At 43.6% G+C, this 16,306-nt stretch carries 12 protein-coding genes; 5 read left to right on the forward strand and 7 right to left on the reverse strand.

Features of this window, described 5'->3' with window-relative positions:
* The first annotated feature begins 401 nt into the window (after positions 1–401).
* Positions 402–1,742: an AAA-like domain-containing protein gene (locus B5D77_RS17060; protein ID WP_106909268.1), complete on the forward strand. Its 1,341-nt coding sequence runs from the start codon at positions 402–404 to the stop codon at positions 1,740–1,742.
* 45 nt (positions 1,743–1,787) lie between these two features.
* On the opposite strand, the gene B5D77_RS17065 is transcribed toward B5D77_RS17060, so the two are convergent.
* Complete coding sequence (locus B5D77_RS17065; RefSeq protein WP_106909269.1) at positions 1,788–2,882, reverse strand: WD40 repeat domain-containing protein; 1,095 nt, start codon at positions 2,880–2,882, stop codon at positions 1,788–1,790.
* A 459-nt stretch (positions 2,883–3,341) separates the two neighbouring features.
* On the opposite strand from B5D77_RS17065, the gene B5D77_RS17070 reads away from it, so the two are divergent.
* Complete coding sequence (locus B5D77_RS17070) at positions 3,342–4,472, forward strand: glycosyltransferase family 1 protein (RefSeq protein WP_106909270.1); 1,131 nt, start codon at positions 3,342–3,344, stop codon at positions 4,470–4,472.
* A 183-nt stretch (positions 4,473–4,655) separates the two neighbouring features.
* Complete coding sequence (locus B5D77_RS17075) at positions 4,656–5,726, forward strand: glycosyltransferase family 1 protein (protein WP_106909271.1); 1,071 nt, start codon at positions 4,656–4,658, stop codon at positions 5,724–5,726.
* Between the two features lie 221 nt (positions 5,727–5,947).
* Here B5D77_RS17075 and B5D77_RS17080 read toward each other — a convergent pair whose 3' ends face one another.
* Together B5D77_RS17080 and B5D77_RS17085 are read right to left on the reverse strand one after the other, a co-directional pair.
* The gene (locus B5D77_RS17080; RefSeq protein WP_008203146.1) at positions 5,948–6,901 is read right to left on the reverse strand and encodes a DNA methyltransferase; all 954 of its coding nucleotides are present in this window, start codon (positions 6,899–6,901) and stop codon (positions 5,948–5,950) included.
* 243 nt (positions 6,902–7,144) lie between these two features.
* Positions 7,145–7,927 (reverse strand): MBL fold metallo-hydrolase, encoded by a 783-nt coding sequence (locus B5D77_RS17085; RefSeq protein ID WP_008203148.1) that lies wholly within the window; start codon positions 7,925–7,927, stop codon positions 7,145–7,147.
* A gap of 385 nt (positions 7,928–8,312) precedes the next feature.
* Between B5D77_RS17085 and gnd the strand changes: the two genes are divergently transcribed.
* Positions 8,313–9,740: a decarboxylating NADP(+)-dependent phosphogluconate dehydrogenase gene (gene gnd, locus B5D77_RS17090; RefSeq protein ID WP_106909272.1), complete on the forward strand. Its 1,428-nt coding sequence runs from the start codon at positions 8,313–8,315 to the stop codon at positions 9,738–9,740.
* A 461-nt stretch (positions 9,741–10,201) separates the two neighbouring features.
* Here the strand turns inward: gnd and B5D77_RS17100 are convergent, their stop codons facing one another.
* From B5D77_RS17100 to B5D77_RS17110, 4 genes are all read right to left on the reverse strand, one after another.
* Entirely contained in the window at positions 10,202–10,789 is a 588-nt protein-coding gene (locus tag B5D77_RS17100) for a ribonuclease HII (protein WP_008203152.1), read from the reverse strand.
* On the reverse strand, positions 10,786–12,957 hold the full coding sequence (locus B5D77_RS17105; RefSeq protein ID WP_008203154.1) for an Rne/Rng family ribonuclease: 2,172 nt from the start codon (positions 12,955–12,957) through the stop codon (positions 10,786–10,788). The genes B5D77_RS17100 and B5D77_RS17105 overlap by 4 nt, the downstream gene beginning before the upstream one ends.
* 689 nt (positions 12,958–13,646) lie before the next feature.
* Positions 13,647–13,796 carry a hypothetical protein gene (locus B5D77_RS26295; RefSeq protein WP_172969739.1) on the reverse strand — a complete coding sequence of 50 codons (150 nt, stop codon included), beginning with the start codon at positions 13,794–13,796 and terminating at the stop codon, positions 13,647–13,649.
* A gap of 53 nt (positions 13,797–13,849) precedes the next feature.
* On the reverse strand, positions 13,850–14,605 hold the full coding sequence (locus B5D77_RS17110) for a DUF2232 domain-containing protein (protein ID WP_106909274.1): 756 nt from the start codon (positions 14,603–14,605) through the stop codon (positions 13,850–13,852).
* Positions 14,606–15,176: 571 nt separating this feature from the next.
* On the opposite strand from B5D77_RS17110, the gene B5D77_RS26685 reads away from it, so the two are divergent.
* Positions 15,177–16,133, forward strand: a complete 957-nt coding sequence (locus tag B5D77_RS26685) for an IS110 family transposase (protein WP_216824542.1) — start codon at positions 15,177–15,179, stop codon at positions 16,131–16,133.
* Positions 16,134–16,306: the final 173 nt, after the last annotated feature.

The raw sequence follows: 16,306 nt of genomic DNA on the forward strand, positions 1-16,306 counted from the left end.
TATCTGCAGCCGATGAGATAAAAAAAATCCCGACCACGATTTTGTTATCGGTGGGGGATATAGACTAACAACCTTAACCGAGATAATCAGGACTAATTGCAATTATCGTCCTTATCACCCTTACAGTCACGGTTTTGTAAAATTAGCGGCGAAGAGGAACGGTCAAAATGGTTATCTTGACTATTAACCGCTAAAGTGTGAGGAATTGAACCTAACAGCAAGGAGACCACAACAAACAAGGTTAACGAGATTTTCATGGTTTTACTCCCTTAGACACCATCAGGTAATTGACCTGTTTTTACCATAGGGCCTTCCCGCTCGGATGTCAGTCCCATTGCCAAGAGGGAAAAAGGGGTTAACATGGAAAAAAAGGGAATATAAGTAGAATAAAGTAGAACCGGATGAAACCACAGGGATGGGACGAGTTTCTTAAACATCTAGCTAGAGAATACGGTGTTCAGGGTAAATTAAAGGAGATTTTTTTAGTTCGTTTTGCCTACGAAAATTGGCGCAAACCGGATGAGGAAATTTGGGAAATGGCCGAGGCCGCCAGCCATGAAACCTATAAAAAACAAATGACTAAAATATATAGCTATTTCTCGGCAGATAAAGATAATGGCTGTCCCGAACTAGAATTAGGTAGTAAAGGGCCGGGTAAGTTCCAAATCCTCCGGGAATGGTTCAAAGATATCAAATATCCTGAATGGAGAAATCAACCCGCCCCGATACTAGCAGAAAAATCGGTTATAGATAGTTATATTAGCCGCCCTCCCGTCGAAAGCGACTGTTATCAAGAAATTAATCGCCCAGGGTCACTGATTCGCATTAAATCCCCCGAAAAGACCGGTAAAACTTCTCTGCTTAAACATCTGCTCGCTCAAGCAGATAGTTGGGGACACAGCACAGTTTATATTAATTGTCAAGTGGCAGAAAAGGCGATGTTTGCCAGTTTAGACCGATTTTGTCGCTGGTTTTCGGCCAATGTTAGCCGAGAATTGGGTTTAAAGCCTCAATTAGATGAATATTGGGATGAGGAACTATTTGGCAGTTTAATCAGTTGTCAAACCTATTTTCAGTCCTATCTTTTGGAACAGATTAACGGGCCGCTCTTTTTGGCCCTAGATAATTTAGACAGAATTTTCGAGTATCCCGACATCGCTAGGGATTTTCTGCCGCTTTTGCGCTGTTGGCACGAAGAGGCTAATAATTTAGAAATCTGGCAGAATTTGCGGTTAGCGATTGCTAATTCCACGGAAATCTATATTCAATTGGACGCTAATCAATCTCCCTTTAATGTCGGCCGTGCGATTAAATTACCCGGTTTTAACCTCGAACAACTGGAAAACTTGGCTAGTAGCTACGGATTGCCTAAAAATGACGATAATCAGCGTTTTCTTGGCGATTTAATTGCTCTAGTCGCTGGTCATCCCTATCTTAGCCGTTTGGCCCTGGAAGCGCGGGTGCGTGGGGAAAAAAATATTCTCCCTAATGCTGCTACTCAAGGGGGAATTTATGCGGCACACCTGCGTCATCACTGGGATAATCTGCAAAAACAGCCGGAATTATTGACAGCGATGGGGGAAGTGGTTAATTCTTCCGATAAGGGAGTGCGATTAGAACCGATTACTGCCTATAAACTGGAAAGTATGGGTTTAATTCAGTTAAAAGGCGACCTAGCCCAGCCTAGCTGTCAATTATATCAGCTTTACTTCCGAGAAGAACAAACTGGCAGCGATCTCTAGTGGATAATTAGACACCGATAAGCATCCGGTGCGCTCAAAGATTGCTCAACTTGCTAAAGATTGTAGTTCGGAAGTGCCATAAACTCTCACGATTTTGTCTTGGCAGGCCGTGGCGATATAATTACCATCGGGACTAAAACAAACCGCATAGATTTTCTGGGGATGGGGAATAGAAATAATGGCTTTTCCTGCTTTTAAATCCCATAATTTTAAGCTTTTATCATCACCACCACTGGCTAATAGTTGATTATTAGGACTAACACTAACTGAATTGATATGATCACTATGTTCGCTGAGAGTTTTTACCTCTGTCCCTCTTTTAATATCCCAGATTTTAATAGTTTTGTCTTTGCTGCCACTGGCTAAAAATTTGTTATTACTGCCGAAATCTACCGATAAAATACCTCCAAACCAATCGGAATGACCTTTTAAGGTAATACTGCTCTTTTCTCCCAGATTCCAAATAATTACCGTTTTGTCATTTTCGCCGCCACCACTGGCTAAAAGTTGACCATTTTGACTAAATTTAACTGTTAGGACTTTATCGCTATGACCTTGTAAAGTGGAAAGAATTTCTCCAGTTTTTACTGACCATATTTTCACCGTTTTATCTTCACTGCCACTAGCAATAATTTCCCCATCGGGATGAACAGCTACTGCTGTAACTTTGTCTTGGTGTCCCGTTAAGGTAGAGATTAATTTTTTAGTTTCTAGTGACCAAATTCTTACAGTTTGATCATCGCCTCCACTAACCAAAAATCCTTGACAGGGACTAAAAGCAACAGAATTGATTCTTTTATGTCTATGTCTTGAAAATATATCATCAATCTCCGAAACCTTTACTTGAGGAGGTTTTGAGAATATATCATTAATTTTAGGTATAGCGATTCCACCCTTATTTCCAAATATATTGCCAATCCCCTCCTCTAGATCTCCAAACATTTTATTGATATCATCTTCAAAAACTTGATCAATTTTTTTAGTTAAAGAAAACTTCTGATTTTTTCTCCATTCCCAGATTAGAATATTACTATCATCTCCAGCACTAGCCAAAAGTTTACCATCTTGGGAAAAAGTTAGACATTTAACCTCACCTTCATGGCCTTCTAAGGATTTAAAAGATACTAAGCGATTAAACATAGTGAAAACATTAGTTAATCAGTATTTTTCGGCATTACCCGATGTTAGTGGTTCTGTAGGGGACTAAGCCATCCCTGAGATAACTTTTCAGAAATCTCCGCTCACCACAAGTACGGGGAAGCTATTGTTCCGTGATTATAACTAATTACAGCGTTTATCGTCAAGGAGATGCAGCTAATCTAAGGATAGGCGATTAAAATAGGTCTTAGCTTATAAGTACCCGTTGACAATCATAGTAGTAGGGTGGGTGAGGGGACAATAATCGAAAAAATTGCCCGATAAATTAAGTATTGGCTGTAACCTAGCCAAAAAAGGCCGCTATTTAGGGACGTTATAGGGTAAGATTAACTATTAGGGTGGAGTTTATTGCCGATTTTAATCTTGTCCTAAGCGAGCAAAATTGACAATTGAATCTGTAATTTTAAAAATATCTATCCCGTCAATCTCATCTAACCACAAATGCTTAAAATTTTAGTTGATGGTACACCGATAAGACAAAATCCTAGTGGAATTGGATTATATGCTTATCACCTGATTGCCGAATTAGCTAAATTACAAAACCAAGAAAACTTTTCCCTGTCCCTCTGTTTTCAACCATCGGTAAAAAACTGGCTGCGGGGTAATCTTTCTATTCCCGAAAAACTGCAATCCTATCCAGAAGTTAAATGTTTACCAATTCCCGTCAGTCTTAGCAATATCTTAACCAGATTTCCTAATCCTCTAATTCCCTATCTAGAAAACTTTCTTGATTCTCCCGATATTCTCCACGGATTGGATCATGTGGTCTATCCTTGTCGTCAGAGTCGTAAAGTTATGACTATTCATGATGTTACTTTTATGAAATATCCTCAGTTTGTCACGGGGATTGTCAAAACCTACACCCAACGCATTAAAAAATCTCTACAATGGACAGATTTAGTCATTGCTAACTCCGCAAGTACCAAACGAGATATTATTGAATATTTAGATGTGAACCCAGAGAAAATTTTTGTTACTCCCCTCGCAAGTCGTTATTCTTCTCTCCCCAATTATCCCTCATCTCTAACCATCACTAAACCCTATTTACTCTTTGTTAGTACCCTAGAACCACGAAAAAATATTATTAATCTTATCACTGCTTTTAACTATCTCAAGGACAGGTATAAATTAGACCATAATCTGATTCTGATTGGCAAAAAAGGATGGAAGTATCAACCAATTTTCGATAAAATATCTCAGTCTCCCTTTCGAGATAGTATTCAACATCTTGATTATCTTGCTGATGACTTAGTTGCGGATTATTATCAAAAAGCTGATGTTTTTGTCTATCCTTCCTTTTATGAAGGTTTTGGATTACCAGTTTTAGAAGCGATGACTTTAGGTTGTCCCGTGGTAACTGCTAATACTGCATCCTTACCCGAAGTCACGGGAGAATCGGCAATATTAATTAATCCCGATAATCCCCTAGAAATTGCGGCAGCAATCTATCAGGTGATTAGTGATACCTCTCTCCGTCAAGAATTAATCACTAAAGGAAAAAAACAAGCGGCAAAATTCTCTTGGCAAAAAACCGCACAAGCTACTATAAAAGCTTATCGTTCTCTTTTATAATAAGTAAGTATTTATAATTAAATTGAAGATGGATCCCCCCTTAATCCCCCCTTGATAAGGGGGGTGTTGATCCCCCCTTGATCCCCCCTTGATAAGGGGGGTGCTGATCACCCCTTAATCCCCCCTTGATAAGGGGGGTGTCTGACAACTTTTAACACCTACCTACTTAACTAGCTAATATCTATGAATAGGAATAATCAATTATTAATCAATCTCGCTTTTCTCGGTCCTAAATATACTGGACTGACTACCTATACTAAAAATCTCATTCCTCAATTAGCCAACTTAAATCCTACCCTAATCACTTCTAATAGTTACCCAGATTTTAACACCTATCCTGTGTCGGCAAACCTCACCCAAGAGCAGGGAACCAAAGGCAATATTAGGCGCTTAATTTGGACAGAAACCCAACTCTATCAAACCTATCAACAATTGCAGTCTTCCCTGCTATTTACCCCCATTCCCGAAGCACCTATTTATGAAAATTGTCGCTATATTGTCACAGTCCATGATTTAATTCCCCTGCGATTCCCAAAATTTTCTCCCCTAACTTTTTATAATAAATACTATTTACCCCAAGTCCTGAAAAAAGCCACACATATTATCGCTGTTTCCCAAGCAACTGCCGCCGATATTAATAAGTTTTTTAAGATACCTCTTGACAAAATAACCGTGATTCTTTCTGGATATGATTCTGATAATTTTCGTCCGCTAAATCTGGCGACTCGTCCCTATTTTCTCTATCTTGGTCGTTATGATCCTCATAAAAATCTCGGTCGTTTAATTACTGCTTTTTCCCAAATCGATTCCGAATATCAATTATTAATTGTCGGTCAATTTGACCCCCGTTTTACGCCGGCTCTACAGCAACAGGTAGAAGCATTATCAATCTCTCAACGGGTGCAATTTTTAAACTATGTTTCCTATGAAGAATTGCCGCAACTTTTAAACCAAGCAACTGCTTTAGTTTATCCCTCCCTTTGGGAAGGTTTCGGATTACCTGTACTAGAAGCGATCGCCTGTGGAACTCCTGTAATTACTTCTAATCTTTCCTCTCTCCCGGAAGTTACAGGAGAGGCGGCAATTTTAATTAATCCCTATAGTATTGATGAGATGAGAGAGGCAATGCAGCAAATCGCCACGGATGAACAATTACGCGTAAAATTAAAGTCCCTCAGTCGTCAACGCGCCGAGCTTTTTAGTTGGGAAAAAACTGGTCAAGAAACCGCCACAATTCTGGAAAGTTTTCTCTAAAAATGGTGATAAAAAAATTTATCAATCATTTTAGGATGAGTTATACTAAATCCGTTGAGTAACGCACAGAAAACGGGTTTCTCCGAGAAACCCGTTTTCTACTCATGCAAAAGGCAACAGGGGGAATAAATAATCAGTTTTTAATAACCAGATTTAGTATCAAAGCATAGTAGATGGATTCATGAATCCATCTACCTGGGGGGGAAATTTAGGATGACTTCCTATATATTACTATGCCATTCTTCGGGAATTTGAGCGACTTTTTCTTGGCCAGTAGGCTGATGAATAGGTTTTCCTAAAGGACGAATTTTGAGATTTCCTTGCAAATAAGCGGCGATTCTTTCCCTGGCAATTTTCACATATTCTGCTTCTTTTTCACTCCCCATCACTCGACGATTGTGCATAATACTAGCAATCAGAGAAGTTCCAACCCCGGCAAAGGGATCAAAAACCCAATCCCCCTCATTTGTCAAGGCTAAAACACATCTTTCTACTAATTCGATTGGATATTGACAAGGATGGATAGTTTTCTCTGGATGATTAGATTTAACGTTAGGAATATCCCAAAGTAACTCATCCCATTCTTGTGCTAAAAACTCCCAAACATCGCTGGGATTTTTCCCTAAAGGATTACCAGAGGGTTTACCGATATTTTTACCTTTAAAATGGCGCTTACCAGGGTATTTAGCGGGGATTCTCACCGGATCAAGATTAAAGATATATTTATCGGTTTTTGTCAGCCACAAAATAGTTTCATACCTGCCAGAAAATCTTTTAGAGGTATGTAATCCATGGCCAAAATGCCAGACAATTCTATTTCTTAAAAAGAAACCCATTTGTTTAAATAGCTGATAATAAAAAATATCTAAAGGATAAACTTCTCCCTCTTGAACGAAATTTCCCACCTGCCAGCAAATACTGCCATTATCTTGCAAGATTCTAGAGAATTCTCGCATAATTTTGGTTTGGGTTTCCAGATAAGTATCCAAAGAGATTTTTTTTTCGTAGTCTTTTCCTAAATTGTAGGGAGGAGAAGTAATAATCAAGCTCACAGAATTATCTGGTATAGTCTTGATAAAATTATTGCTATCTCCTTGATAAAGAATTATTTCGGCATCAGGTTGATAAAAGTCTCGCACTGATTTTGATTGAGAAAATAAGGGCAACTGATTCATAGACAATTTAGCAGAGAATAGCTACTTTTAATTAGGGTTTGCGGCAAAAAGTTTTTCCTGGGGGCAGGGTGTGGCCCCCCAACCCCCCCGACATCGGGGGGGCAGGTGGGGTGTGGGGTTTTACCCATTTTACATCCAATATTCAAGAGAGCCAGTTTTTTAAAACAATTAAAAAATTCTACTTTTTTAGATAAAAATCGGGAAGAAAGTTTTAACTTTTTTCTATTCTTCCCTTAACTCAGATTAGCTCAAACCAGAAACGCACTCGCCTAATTCCACTGTAAAAGGTTGCCAAGGACGAGGATCAATTACCTTTGTCGGTAAGGCATGGGATGTTAATAATTCTTGAAAAGATTCGGGACTACCCTCAGCACTTAACACCGCCATCAATAAACCTTTAAACTCGATATCACCACCGGCAGCCGTAGAAATAATATATTCGGGCTGCAAGCGTTGACAAACTGCTAAGGCGCTTTCTTGTCCTTTGATTACCGGTCCGAGGAAAGGTATTTTTAAATCAATCAAAGGAGTGATAATAACATCAATTTTACCGAGAGAATCGAGGCTAGGAGAATGATAACCGTGGGGTTCGTAGTAGATACTCTGATTTGTCGCTAATTCCTTGATAACATAACCATTTTCCACCAGAGTCGGCCCGACTGGAGAACCGGGGACGGCAGTAATTTCGATCGCATTGTCAAAGATATAACTAGAGCCGTGGGTTAAAGGGATGAGATGGGTATAATTAAGCGCTCGAACGACTTTTTCGGCATTAGGAGAAGCCACCACGGGAATTTGGCGATCGAGTACCTGTAAAGTAGGAGGATGGGCGTGATCTTCCAAACCTTGGGAGAGAAGAATCAGATCGATATTTTGGGGAATGGCATGATTAGAGGTTTTTTTGCCCTCAAATAGCCAAGTTAAATTACCAAACGTCAGGGAACCTACCAACCAAGGGTCGAGAAGCAGGCGTTTTCCCCCGATTTCGATTAACCAAGAATTACTATCAAGCCAAGTTAACTGCATATAAGCCGAGGAATAATGGGGATTTTCTTAATTTAATTTAACATTAGCATTAACTTTTCTGCGCTTGGGGGTTTTTCAGTCATCAGTGAATGCCATTTATAGCAGTTATCTTAATGGTGAGGTAGGAAGTCTCTGGTTTTAGGGAACGGGCAACAGTAGCCAGTCGTCTGGGGATGATACCAAATTAGGTTACACTTCATCTTGAGGAGAAACGCTGTCACACTCCTCACTCAATGCCGGTCACTGAAAACCCAAATCTGATCACTGATTACTGATTACTGATCACTGATTAGTCAAGGCTTAAGAAATAGGGAAAGTTTAGCTATCCTAGGGAAAGTAGGCGCTAAAAGGGGAGGAAGAACGCATCAGCCGAGACTGAATTTCTATGACTAAACGTACCTTCGGTGTTATCGGACTAGCTGTCATGGGAGAAAATCTCGCTCTCAATGTGGAGAGTCGGGGTTTTCCCATCGCTGTTTACAATCGCACCGCCAGCAAAACTCAAGAATTTATGGAAACTCGCGCCGTCGGCAAAGATGTCAAGGCGGCCTATAGTTTAGAAGAATTCGTCCAAATTTTAGAGCGTCCCCGCAAAATCCTGGTCATGGTCAAAGCTGGCCCGCCGGTGGATGCCGTGATTGAACAATTAAAACCCCTTCTCGAAGAAGGAGATATGATTATCGATGGCGGTAACTCCCTCTATGAGGACACGGAAAGACGCACCCGGGACTTAGAATCGACCACTAAACTGGGTTTTGTCGGCATGGGGGTCAGTGGTGGCGAAGAAGGCGCTCTGCACGGTCCTTCCCTGATGCCGGGGGGTACAGAGTTCGCCTATCGGGAATTAGAGCCGATTTTAACCAAAATTGCCGCCCAAGTCGATGATGGTCCCTGTGTCACCTATGTGGGGTCCGGGGGGGCGGGCCATTATGTGAAAATGGTTCACAATGGCATCGAGTACGGCGATATGCAGTTAATTGCGGAAGCCTACGATGTGCTGAAAAATGGTCTAGGACTAAGCAATCAGCAGTTACAGGAAACTTTCGCCGAGTGGAACCGCACCGATGAGCTTAATTCTTATTTAATTGAAATTACCGCCGATATCTTTAAGTGTGTTGACCCAGAAACTGGTCATCATCTGGTGGATTTAATCTTGGATTCGGCGGGACAGAAGGGAACCGGACGCTGGACTGTGTTAAGTTCCTTGGAGTTGGGGGTGCCAATTCCGACCATTTATGCTGCGGTTAATGCTCGCGTGATGTCCGCTTATAAGGAGGAACGGGTGGCAGCCGCCAAAGAGTTACCCGGACCCGGGGAAACCTATCCGGGGGATGCGGCACTATTTGTGGATAAGGTGCGTGATGCTCTTTACTGCTCGAAAATGTGTTCCTATGCCCAGGGTATGGCTTTAATCGCTAAAGCTTCTCAGGAGTTTAACTATAATATCAGTCTGCCGGAATCAGCCCGGATTTGGAAGGGTGGCTGTATTATTCGGGCCAGTTTCTTGGATAAAATTCGCAAAGCTTTTGCGGAAAATCCGGGCCTGCCGAATTTGTTGTTAGCGCCGGAATTTAAGCAAAGTATCCTCGATCGCCAAGAAGCTTGGCGTGAGGTGTTAGTCTTAGCTAATAAGTTGGGAATTCCTGTCCCGGCTTTTAGTTCTTCTTTGGACTATTTTGATAGTTATCGTCGGGCTAATTTACCGCAAAATCTCACCCAAGCACAACGGGATTATTTTGGCGCTCATACCTATGAACGTACCGATAAACCCAGAGGTGAGTTTTTCCATACGGAATGGATGGCCGGACTGTAAGGCTATCTAATATCTTCTCCCCTTTTTATTTCTGGTAAAAAGGGGAATTTTTTGGCTATCGGTCAAGAATTTTCGTTGACATCCTCGCCGCCGTAAAACGGACGGCGATTCCTCACCACGCCACTTTTTTAGGGTGGTCGCTGAATGGGGTTGACGCAGATATCGAAAAACGCTTAATTGCTTAAGTCTGACTCTTTCTCCACGTCCGTTTTGAGTGTCCGAATGCCCTCCGGCCACTTTGAACAAGTCGAAAAAATCTAATGTTCAACCTTATTTCCTAGAAAGTTTTACTCGTTCAAGGCCGAATTTGAAGTCTTTTCTGAACAAAACCCCCTACTATCTGTTGTCAAGGTTCAGTTTTTAGCTTGGTTATCGCTTTTTCCATTGTAGCTTAAAGCCGTCCTAAAAGGACGGGGTTTTAACCCAAATTTTCGATAACCCTTGGGCAAATTGTTCGGCAGTCATGGACCCAACCTCGGTTGACAGGGACTAAAAGAGAGCCGGTGCTGAGAAGTAACTCCATGGTTGCCAATCGCTTCTAGGTGTTGAGCAGTGCCATAACCCTTGTGACGAGAGAGTCCATAATCGGGATAGCGTCTGTGCCAACGAGTAATTAAGTCATCGCGCCAGACTTTGGCCACGATACTGGCCGCCGCAATTACCGGCGATTGTTGATCTCCCTGAATTACCGCCTTTTGGGGGATTGACAAATCTTTAATAATGTGCTTGCCATCGATCAAGCAGAGATTGGGGGAAAGGGGTAATTTCCCGATAGCTCTGCTCATTGCCAGTAGGGAGGCCTGAAGAATATTCAAGCGATCGATCTCTTCCACCGTAGCATAACCGATGCGACAAAGAAAATCCCGTTGTATTTGCTGGCTCAATTTTTGCCGTTTTTGGGGGCTAAGTTGCTTACTATCCTTCACCCCCAACTCCCACAGCCGTGCAAAACCAGAGGGGACAGTGACCACTACCGCCGCCACCACGGGGCCAAATAAGGCCCCGCGCCCCACTTCATCGACACCAGCAATTAAGGGTTCTGCGCTCATGACTCATCGGCAGTGGCGGAGGAACGACGACGACGACGACGCAGCACCGTGGTTTCAGCCTCTATTTGTCGCTCCTCCGTCCCCTCGGCACTCACTGGGGTCTCTAAAGGAATGACTTCGCCCAGAAAAACTGGAGTTTCGGACGCAATCGGTTCGGGAGTAAAAGTCACTGGCGGACTCGCTTCTTGGCTGATTTCCTGACTAACTTCGCTAGTGGTGGGACGACGACGACGGCGCACCAAGGGACGATTTTCGCTCATTTCGCTCACTTCCTCGCCGGTTTCCATCCCTTCGACCGGTGCGACCTCGGCTTCTAGGGTAGGAGTCAAGGATATTTCAGGAGTGGCAGACGTTTCTGGGTTTTCCGCTTCTCTTTCCCCCGGCAGTTTCACGGAAACAAGCACCGATTTCGGGTCTTTAAACTCCTTATCCACGAGAATCAGGGGAGAAATACCCATTAAAGAATAAACTTCCTGTTCTACGGGGGTCATTTCCACGGAAACCCGCTCTCGTTCGCTGACGGGGATATTTTTGCCGGCGCTGGCATCTTCTCCCCGTTTCGAGAGACGGGCCGGGCGTTCTCGTTTTTCCTCAAAGCGTTGTGGTTCTGATTCTGGCTCGATTTCGTTGTTAATACCGTTAGTAGAGGCTTTTTCGCCCCGTTCCTCTTTTAGTAACAGTTCCGAGGGCCGACGACGACGACGGCGGCGAGAATTATTAACCTGTTCTTGATAGTTGGGATGGAAGGAAATATCCATCCCTTGGGCGTTTTCTTCGGCCTCAAATTCGGAGAAAACTTCTAGATAGGGTTCGGCAGCGGCAACGCTAGGAGCGCTCTTATCGGGCAGAACTTTTGTATTAGTCGGGGCGACGACAAAGGTTTCTTTTTCCGCGCGGCTAAGGGTGGGGGTTTCTAGGGCGATGGCGTTGCCTTCTCCTGGTAGATGGGCTAAATGACCTAGTCCGCCGCAATGGCTGCAGGTTTTGCCGAATAATTCATAAATGTTTTTCCCCTGACGCTTACGAGTTAATTCCACTAACCCCAATTCCGATAATTGGGCAATCTGGGGCCGGGCCTTATCGCTTTTCAAGGCCTTATTAAACAATTCCAGCAGTTTCAACTGGTCGCGACGGGAATCCATATCGATGAAGTCCACCACCACCACACCGCCGATATTTCTCAAGCGCAGTTGTCGGGCGATTTCCGTGGCGGCCTCGCTATTAGTCCAGAGTACGGTTTCCCGGGCCGTGGCCGAACGGGTAAAGGAACCGGAGTTAACATCAATTACCGTTAAAGCTTCCGTCGGTTCGATGATAATGTAGCCGCCGGAGGGTAAATCAACCCGGGGTTTCAGGGCCTCGCGAATGGCGGCGTTAACCCGGAAATAGTCGAGAATTGGCTGGGTTTCCCGATGGGAGTCGATATAAACCCCTTCGAGAGCTTTGCCGCCGCCCCAGTTCGTCAATTGCTGTTTAACTCGTTTTACCGCCACCGGGTTATCCACAACAATGCGATTGACATCGGCACTGTACATATCCCGCAAAACCCTTTGAATAAAGTCATCATCGCGGTTCAGCAAGGCCGGGGCCCGGCTGCTGACGGCCATCTGTTGGATGCTCTCCCACTGTTTTTGCAGAAATTCCAAATCCTCGATAATCGCTTCTTCCGCTTTGCCTTCGGCCTCGGTGCGTACCAGCAAACCCATCCCCGCCGGTTTGACCAAAATCCCTAAAGCTCGTAAACGGGAGCGCTCGTCTTCACTGCGGATGCGACGGGAAAGATTCACCCCGCGACCATTGGGCATCAATACCAAATAACGACCGGGGAGAGTGACATTTCCCGTTAGCCGCGGTCCTTTGTTGCCGGTGGGTTCTTTCATTACCTGTACCAGCACTTTTTGCTGCGGGGCCAGTAATTCGGTGATAGCACCGGCGGTTTTTTTCAGTCTTAAGGGGCCCAGGTCGGTGACATGGATAAAGCCATTGCGTTCCGCATCGCCAATATTGACGAAGGCTGCATCTATCCCGGGGATGACGTTTTCTACTAATCCTAGATAGATGTCGGCCACCTGCTGATTACCTGTGGCTACAACTAATTCCTGAATTTGATCTTCCCAAAAAACAGCCGCTATATGGTGTTGTTCGGCTATGATTATTTGTTTTGGCATTCAATTTCCTCAATCTTTCGGTTTCAAAAGCGACTGACCATGGGCTATTTGTCTATGCTTTGAGGCTACTTCTGGAAATCTGGTCTTGTTAAGAAAGTTCTAAGAAGATGAGTCCGCATCGTTAAAGCCTCATCTTGATATTCATCTGCCCCCCAGACGTGGGAACTGAGTCTTGGTTTCAGTTGTTAAGTCTGTTTGGCAAGTGCCGGCTTGACCCACAATTAGGTAAGCACAGCCAGGAGACGAGATTTTCAATTAATCCCTGAGTCTTGCTCGATAACAGCATTTTTTATCCGTTTCCGCCGGTTCTGTCTATCAGAATCTAGGAAAAAAGGAGTTTTTGAGTTACTCCCCTCGGCAACGGGTTTCTGTGGACGGGAAAAATAGCGCACTTTTCAATTTTCCAAAAACCACGATTCTTTTAAGAAATGCTTTAATCGAGTCTTATAGACGACTATAACTCACTGGGTCACTCTCTGACAAGACGATGATCCCCTGACCAAGATAAATTTTTCGGGGCAAGAAAGGAGTCAGGAGCAATGATAGGCAATAAAATAGACCTAAAAAGCTATCTAGCCGACTTTTCAGGCTAAAATTACCTTTTTATCCCCTTTTGGCTTTCTTTAAGAATTAATTAACCCGCCAGTACCCCTAGTATTATCGACGAGATGACCAGATTGACGGTTTCCTTAATCCCTTAATTCCTGTTCCGGCAAGGCGATAACGTTCAAAATTTCCTGTAAATCGGCTTCTGACTCGATTTCTAGCAATTCTTGCCGGTAGGGACGATAACGGTATAGTCGATAACCTTTCCCCTCTAACCATCGGGCTGCGGCCAAATTACTGCCTTGATTACCGGCAATATTTTCGTAGAGAATAAAGCGCTAAATAATCACTCATAATCTAGTATGGACTGCACCCATTTGGGCGGACGAGAAATCGGATTACCGAGGCGATCAAGAACTAATAACGCCACTAAATGCACGGCAAATAAGTATAATAAACTATTGACAAATATGCCCACAACTGCTACCGATTGCACTTGCAGCAGCGTCGGTTTAGCGAGAATCCCTAACCAGGTGAAAATCCAATCGATAAAATTAGTCGCTTGGGTAATCACATATAACCAGAGATTTTCGCCTAAAAGAATTGAAAACAGCCAAAAACGAAAGAATAAACCAAAAGCCCCCAACAGTCCCCCGGTCAAGATAGAAAATTCCCAGCGCGCACCCCGGCGCCAGCATAGCCCCAATTGTAACCCCATCAGGCCGTGGGGAATCAAAAAGACAATACTGCGAGTCGGTCCCATTAACACCGACAAAAGTAAACTAGAAACTAATGCTGTCATCCAAGCACAACGAGCGCCCCAACGTAAATAGGCCAAAGCGATAGGAATCGGGAAGAAAACCCTTAATAACGGTCCGAGGGGAAAATAATAATCAATTAACCAGATTAAACTGGTAGCACTGGCCAAAAAAGCCGTTTCCACCGTGATCAGGGTAGCGATAGACTTGAGAGGAGATGGTTGGATAGGTTTGGTTGTGGGTTTATCTAGGGGTTTCTCCTCTTCCCCCAGATCTACCCAATTGGTTTCATCTATTGTCTCTTCTGAGGATTGAGCGGGAGAATTAGCGTTAGAATCATTCATTCTATCAGTTATCCGGTGGTCGGGACGGGTTGGCAAGCTATTCTTAGCTTAGACTTGTGACTCCCAGTCAGACAAGAGGCAAAAGGGGGAATAAATAATCAGTCTTTAATAACTGGATTGAGTATCAGGTGTTAGGGGTGGGGGAATTTACGGAAAATTTCCCTATTTTCACTGAAAAAAACGGCTCTAAATAGGGTTTGCGGCAAAAAGTACGGGGGAATGAGTAGGTAGGGTGCGTTAGGAGCGCCACAATATTATTTAATTTCAGATCGTAGGTTGGGTTGAACGATAGTGAAACCCAACACTTTTAAATAATTGGGTTGGGTTTCGTTCCTCAACCCAACCTTGTATATTGAGAGAGGTGGTAGACCGTCCCAACCTTGGTCGGAAAAGACCGCTTCGTAGCAAGGGTCACCACCATAATCTCCCTGACAAAACTCGAACAGTCGCCGGGGTCGTGGCGAAAACAATCAATTGTTAAGCTAAGAGACCGTATCGGGCAAGGATGAGTAAAATCAAGGGGATGCTCTCCAAAAGAACCATTAATCCCGCCAATTTCTCAGGTTTAATCATGGAAAATATCTCTCAATGGGTAGGCATTGACATTAGTAAAGCGACCCTAGATGTTTACCTTCGTCCCCTCAGTAAAGCGATGAAAGTTGCTAACACAAAGGAGGACATATCTAAACTGGTCGAAACCCTAAAATCCTACACTGTCAACCTCATCGTTCTGGAAGCAACAGGAGGTTTAGAAACTGAACTGGTGATTCAATTACAAGAAGCGGATTTACCTGTAGCCTTAATCAATCCCCGTCAAGGAAGAGACTTTGCTAAAGCCACTGGTAAATTAGCCAAAACCGATGCCATTGACGCTCAAATTTTAGCTCATTTTGGCGAAGCAATGCAACCGCAAATATTAGCGGTTGAGTCGGAAGAATCTCGTCAATTGGGCGACTTAATTAGTCGTCGCCGGCAACTTGTCGAGATGCGGACTGCCGAAAAAAACCGACGGGAACGCGCTCGCGGTAAAGCTTTGGTCGATATCGAAGCCCATCTTGAGTATCTCGATAACTGCCTCGAAAAACTCAATCAAGAAATTGAGGAATTGACCCAAGCTAACCAACAATGGCTCGAGAAAGTCAATTTACTCAAAACCGTGCCGGGGATTGGTCAAGTAATTTCTACTACTCTCGTCTCCGACTTACCAGAACTCGGTCAATTAACCGCCAAACAAATCTCTCGCTTAGTCGGTGTCGCACCGATTAATCCTGATAGTGGTCAACATAAAGGTAAGCGAATGATTCAGGGAGGTCGCGCTCAGATTCGGGCGACTCTTTACATGGGAGCGGTGGTAGCTATGCGTCATAATCCGGTGATTAAAACCTTTTACGAACGCCTAGTCGGACGCGGTAAATCAAAAAAACTGGCTCTGACTGCTTGTGTGCGGAAAATCTTAGTTATTCTTAATGCAATGGTTCGCCAAAATCAGCCTTGGCAGCTTGCTGACAATTTACCACCTTGTTCCTAGAGATTCACACTTTTTGTTATCTCTGATCAAGGGTTGCGCTTGCTTTGGTTTAACCTGAGCGACTTAGTTTTTGCTGCGCTTTTTTCTGGCTTGAGATTTTAGGTTCGACAGCAACTCCTTGATTGTTTTTTGAGTTACCCCTTGACAATCAAGACAGTCGCTACGGCTCAAAA

It is taken from the genome of Microcystis sp. MC19, from assembly GCF_003019735.1.
GTDB lineage: Bacteria > Cyanobacteriota > Cyanobacteriia > Cyanobacteriales > Microcystaceae > Microcystis.

Excerpts from the sequence above, each read along its gene's own strand:
- B5D77_RS17060 (WP_106909268.1), top strand. The coding sequence starts at position 402 with ATGAAACCACAGGGATGGGACGAGTTTCTTAAACATCTAGCTAGAGAA.
- B5D77_RS17065 (WP_106909269.1), bottom strand. The coding sequence starts at position 2,882 with ATGTTTAATCGCTTAGTATCTTTTAAATCCTTAGAAGGCCATGAAGGT.
- B5D77_RS17070 (WP_106909270.1), top strand. The coding sequence starts at position 3,342 with ATGCTTAAAATTTTAGTTGATGGTACACCGATAAGACAAAATCCTAGT.
- B5D77_RS17075 (WP_106909271.1), top strand. The coding sequence starts at position 4,656 with ATGAATAGGAATAATCAATTATTAATCAATCTCGCTTTTCTCGGTCCT.
- B5D77_RS17080 (WP_008203146.1), bottom strand. The coding sequence starts at position 6,901 with ATGAATCAGTTGCCCTTATTTTCTCAATCAAAATCAGTGCGAGACTTT.
- B5D77_RS17085 (WP_008203148.1), bottom strand. The coding sequence starts at position 7,927 with ATGCAGTTAACTTGGCTTGATAGTAATTCTTGGTTAATCGAAATCGGG.
- gnd (WP_106909272.1), top strand. The coding sequence starts at position 8,313 with ATGACTAAACGTACCTTCGGTGTTATCGGACTAGCTGTCATGGGAGAA.
- B5D77_RS17100 (WP_008203152.1), bottom strand. The coding sequence starts at position 10,789 with ATGAGCGCAGAACCCTTAATTGCTGGTGTCGATGAAGTGGGGCGCGGG.
- B5D77_RS17105 (WP_008203154.1), bottom strand. The coding sequence starts at position 12,957 with ATGCCAAAACAAATAATCATAGCCGAACAACACCATATAGCGGCTGTT.
- B5D77_RS17110 (WP_106909274.1), bottom strand. The coding sequence starts at position 14,605 with ATGAATGATTCTAACGCTAATTCTCCCGCTCAATCCTCAGAAGAGACA.
- B5D77_RS26685 (WP_216824542.1), top strand. The coding sequence starts at position 15,177 with ATGGAAAATATCTCTCAATGGGTAGGCATTGACATTAGTAAAGCGACC.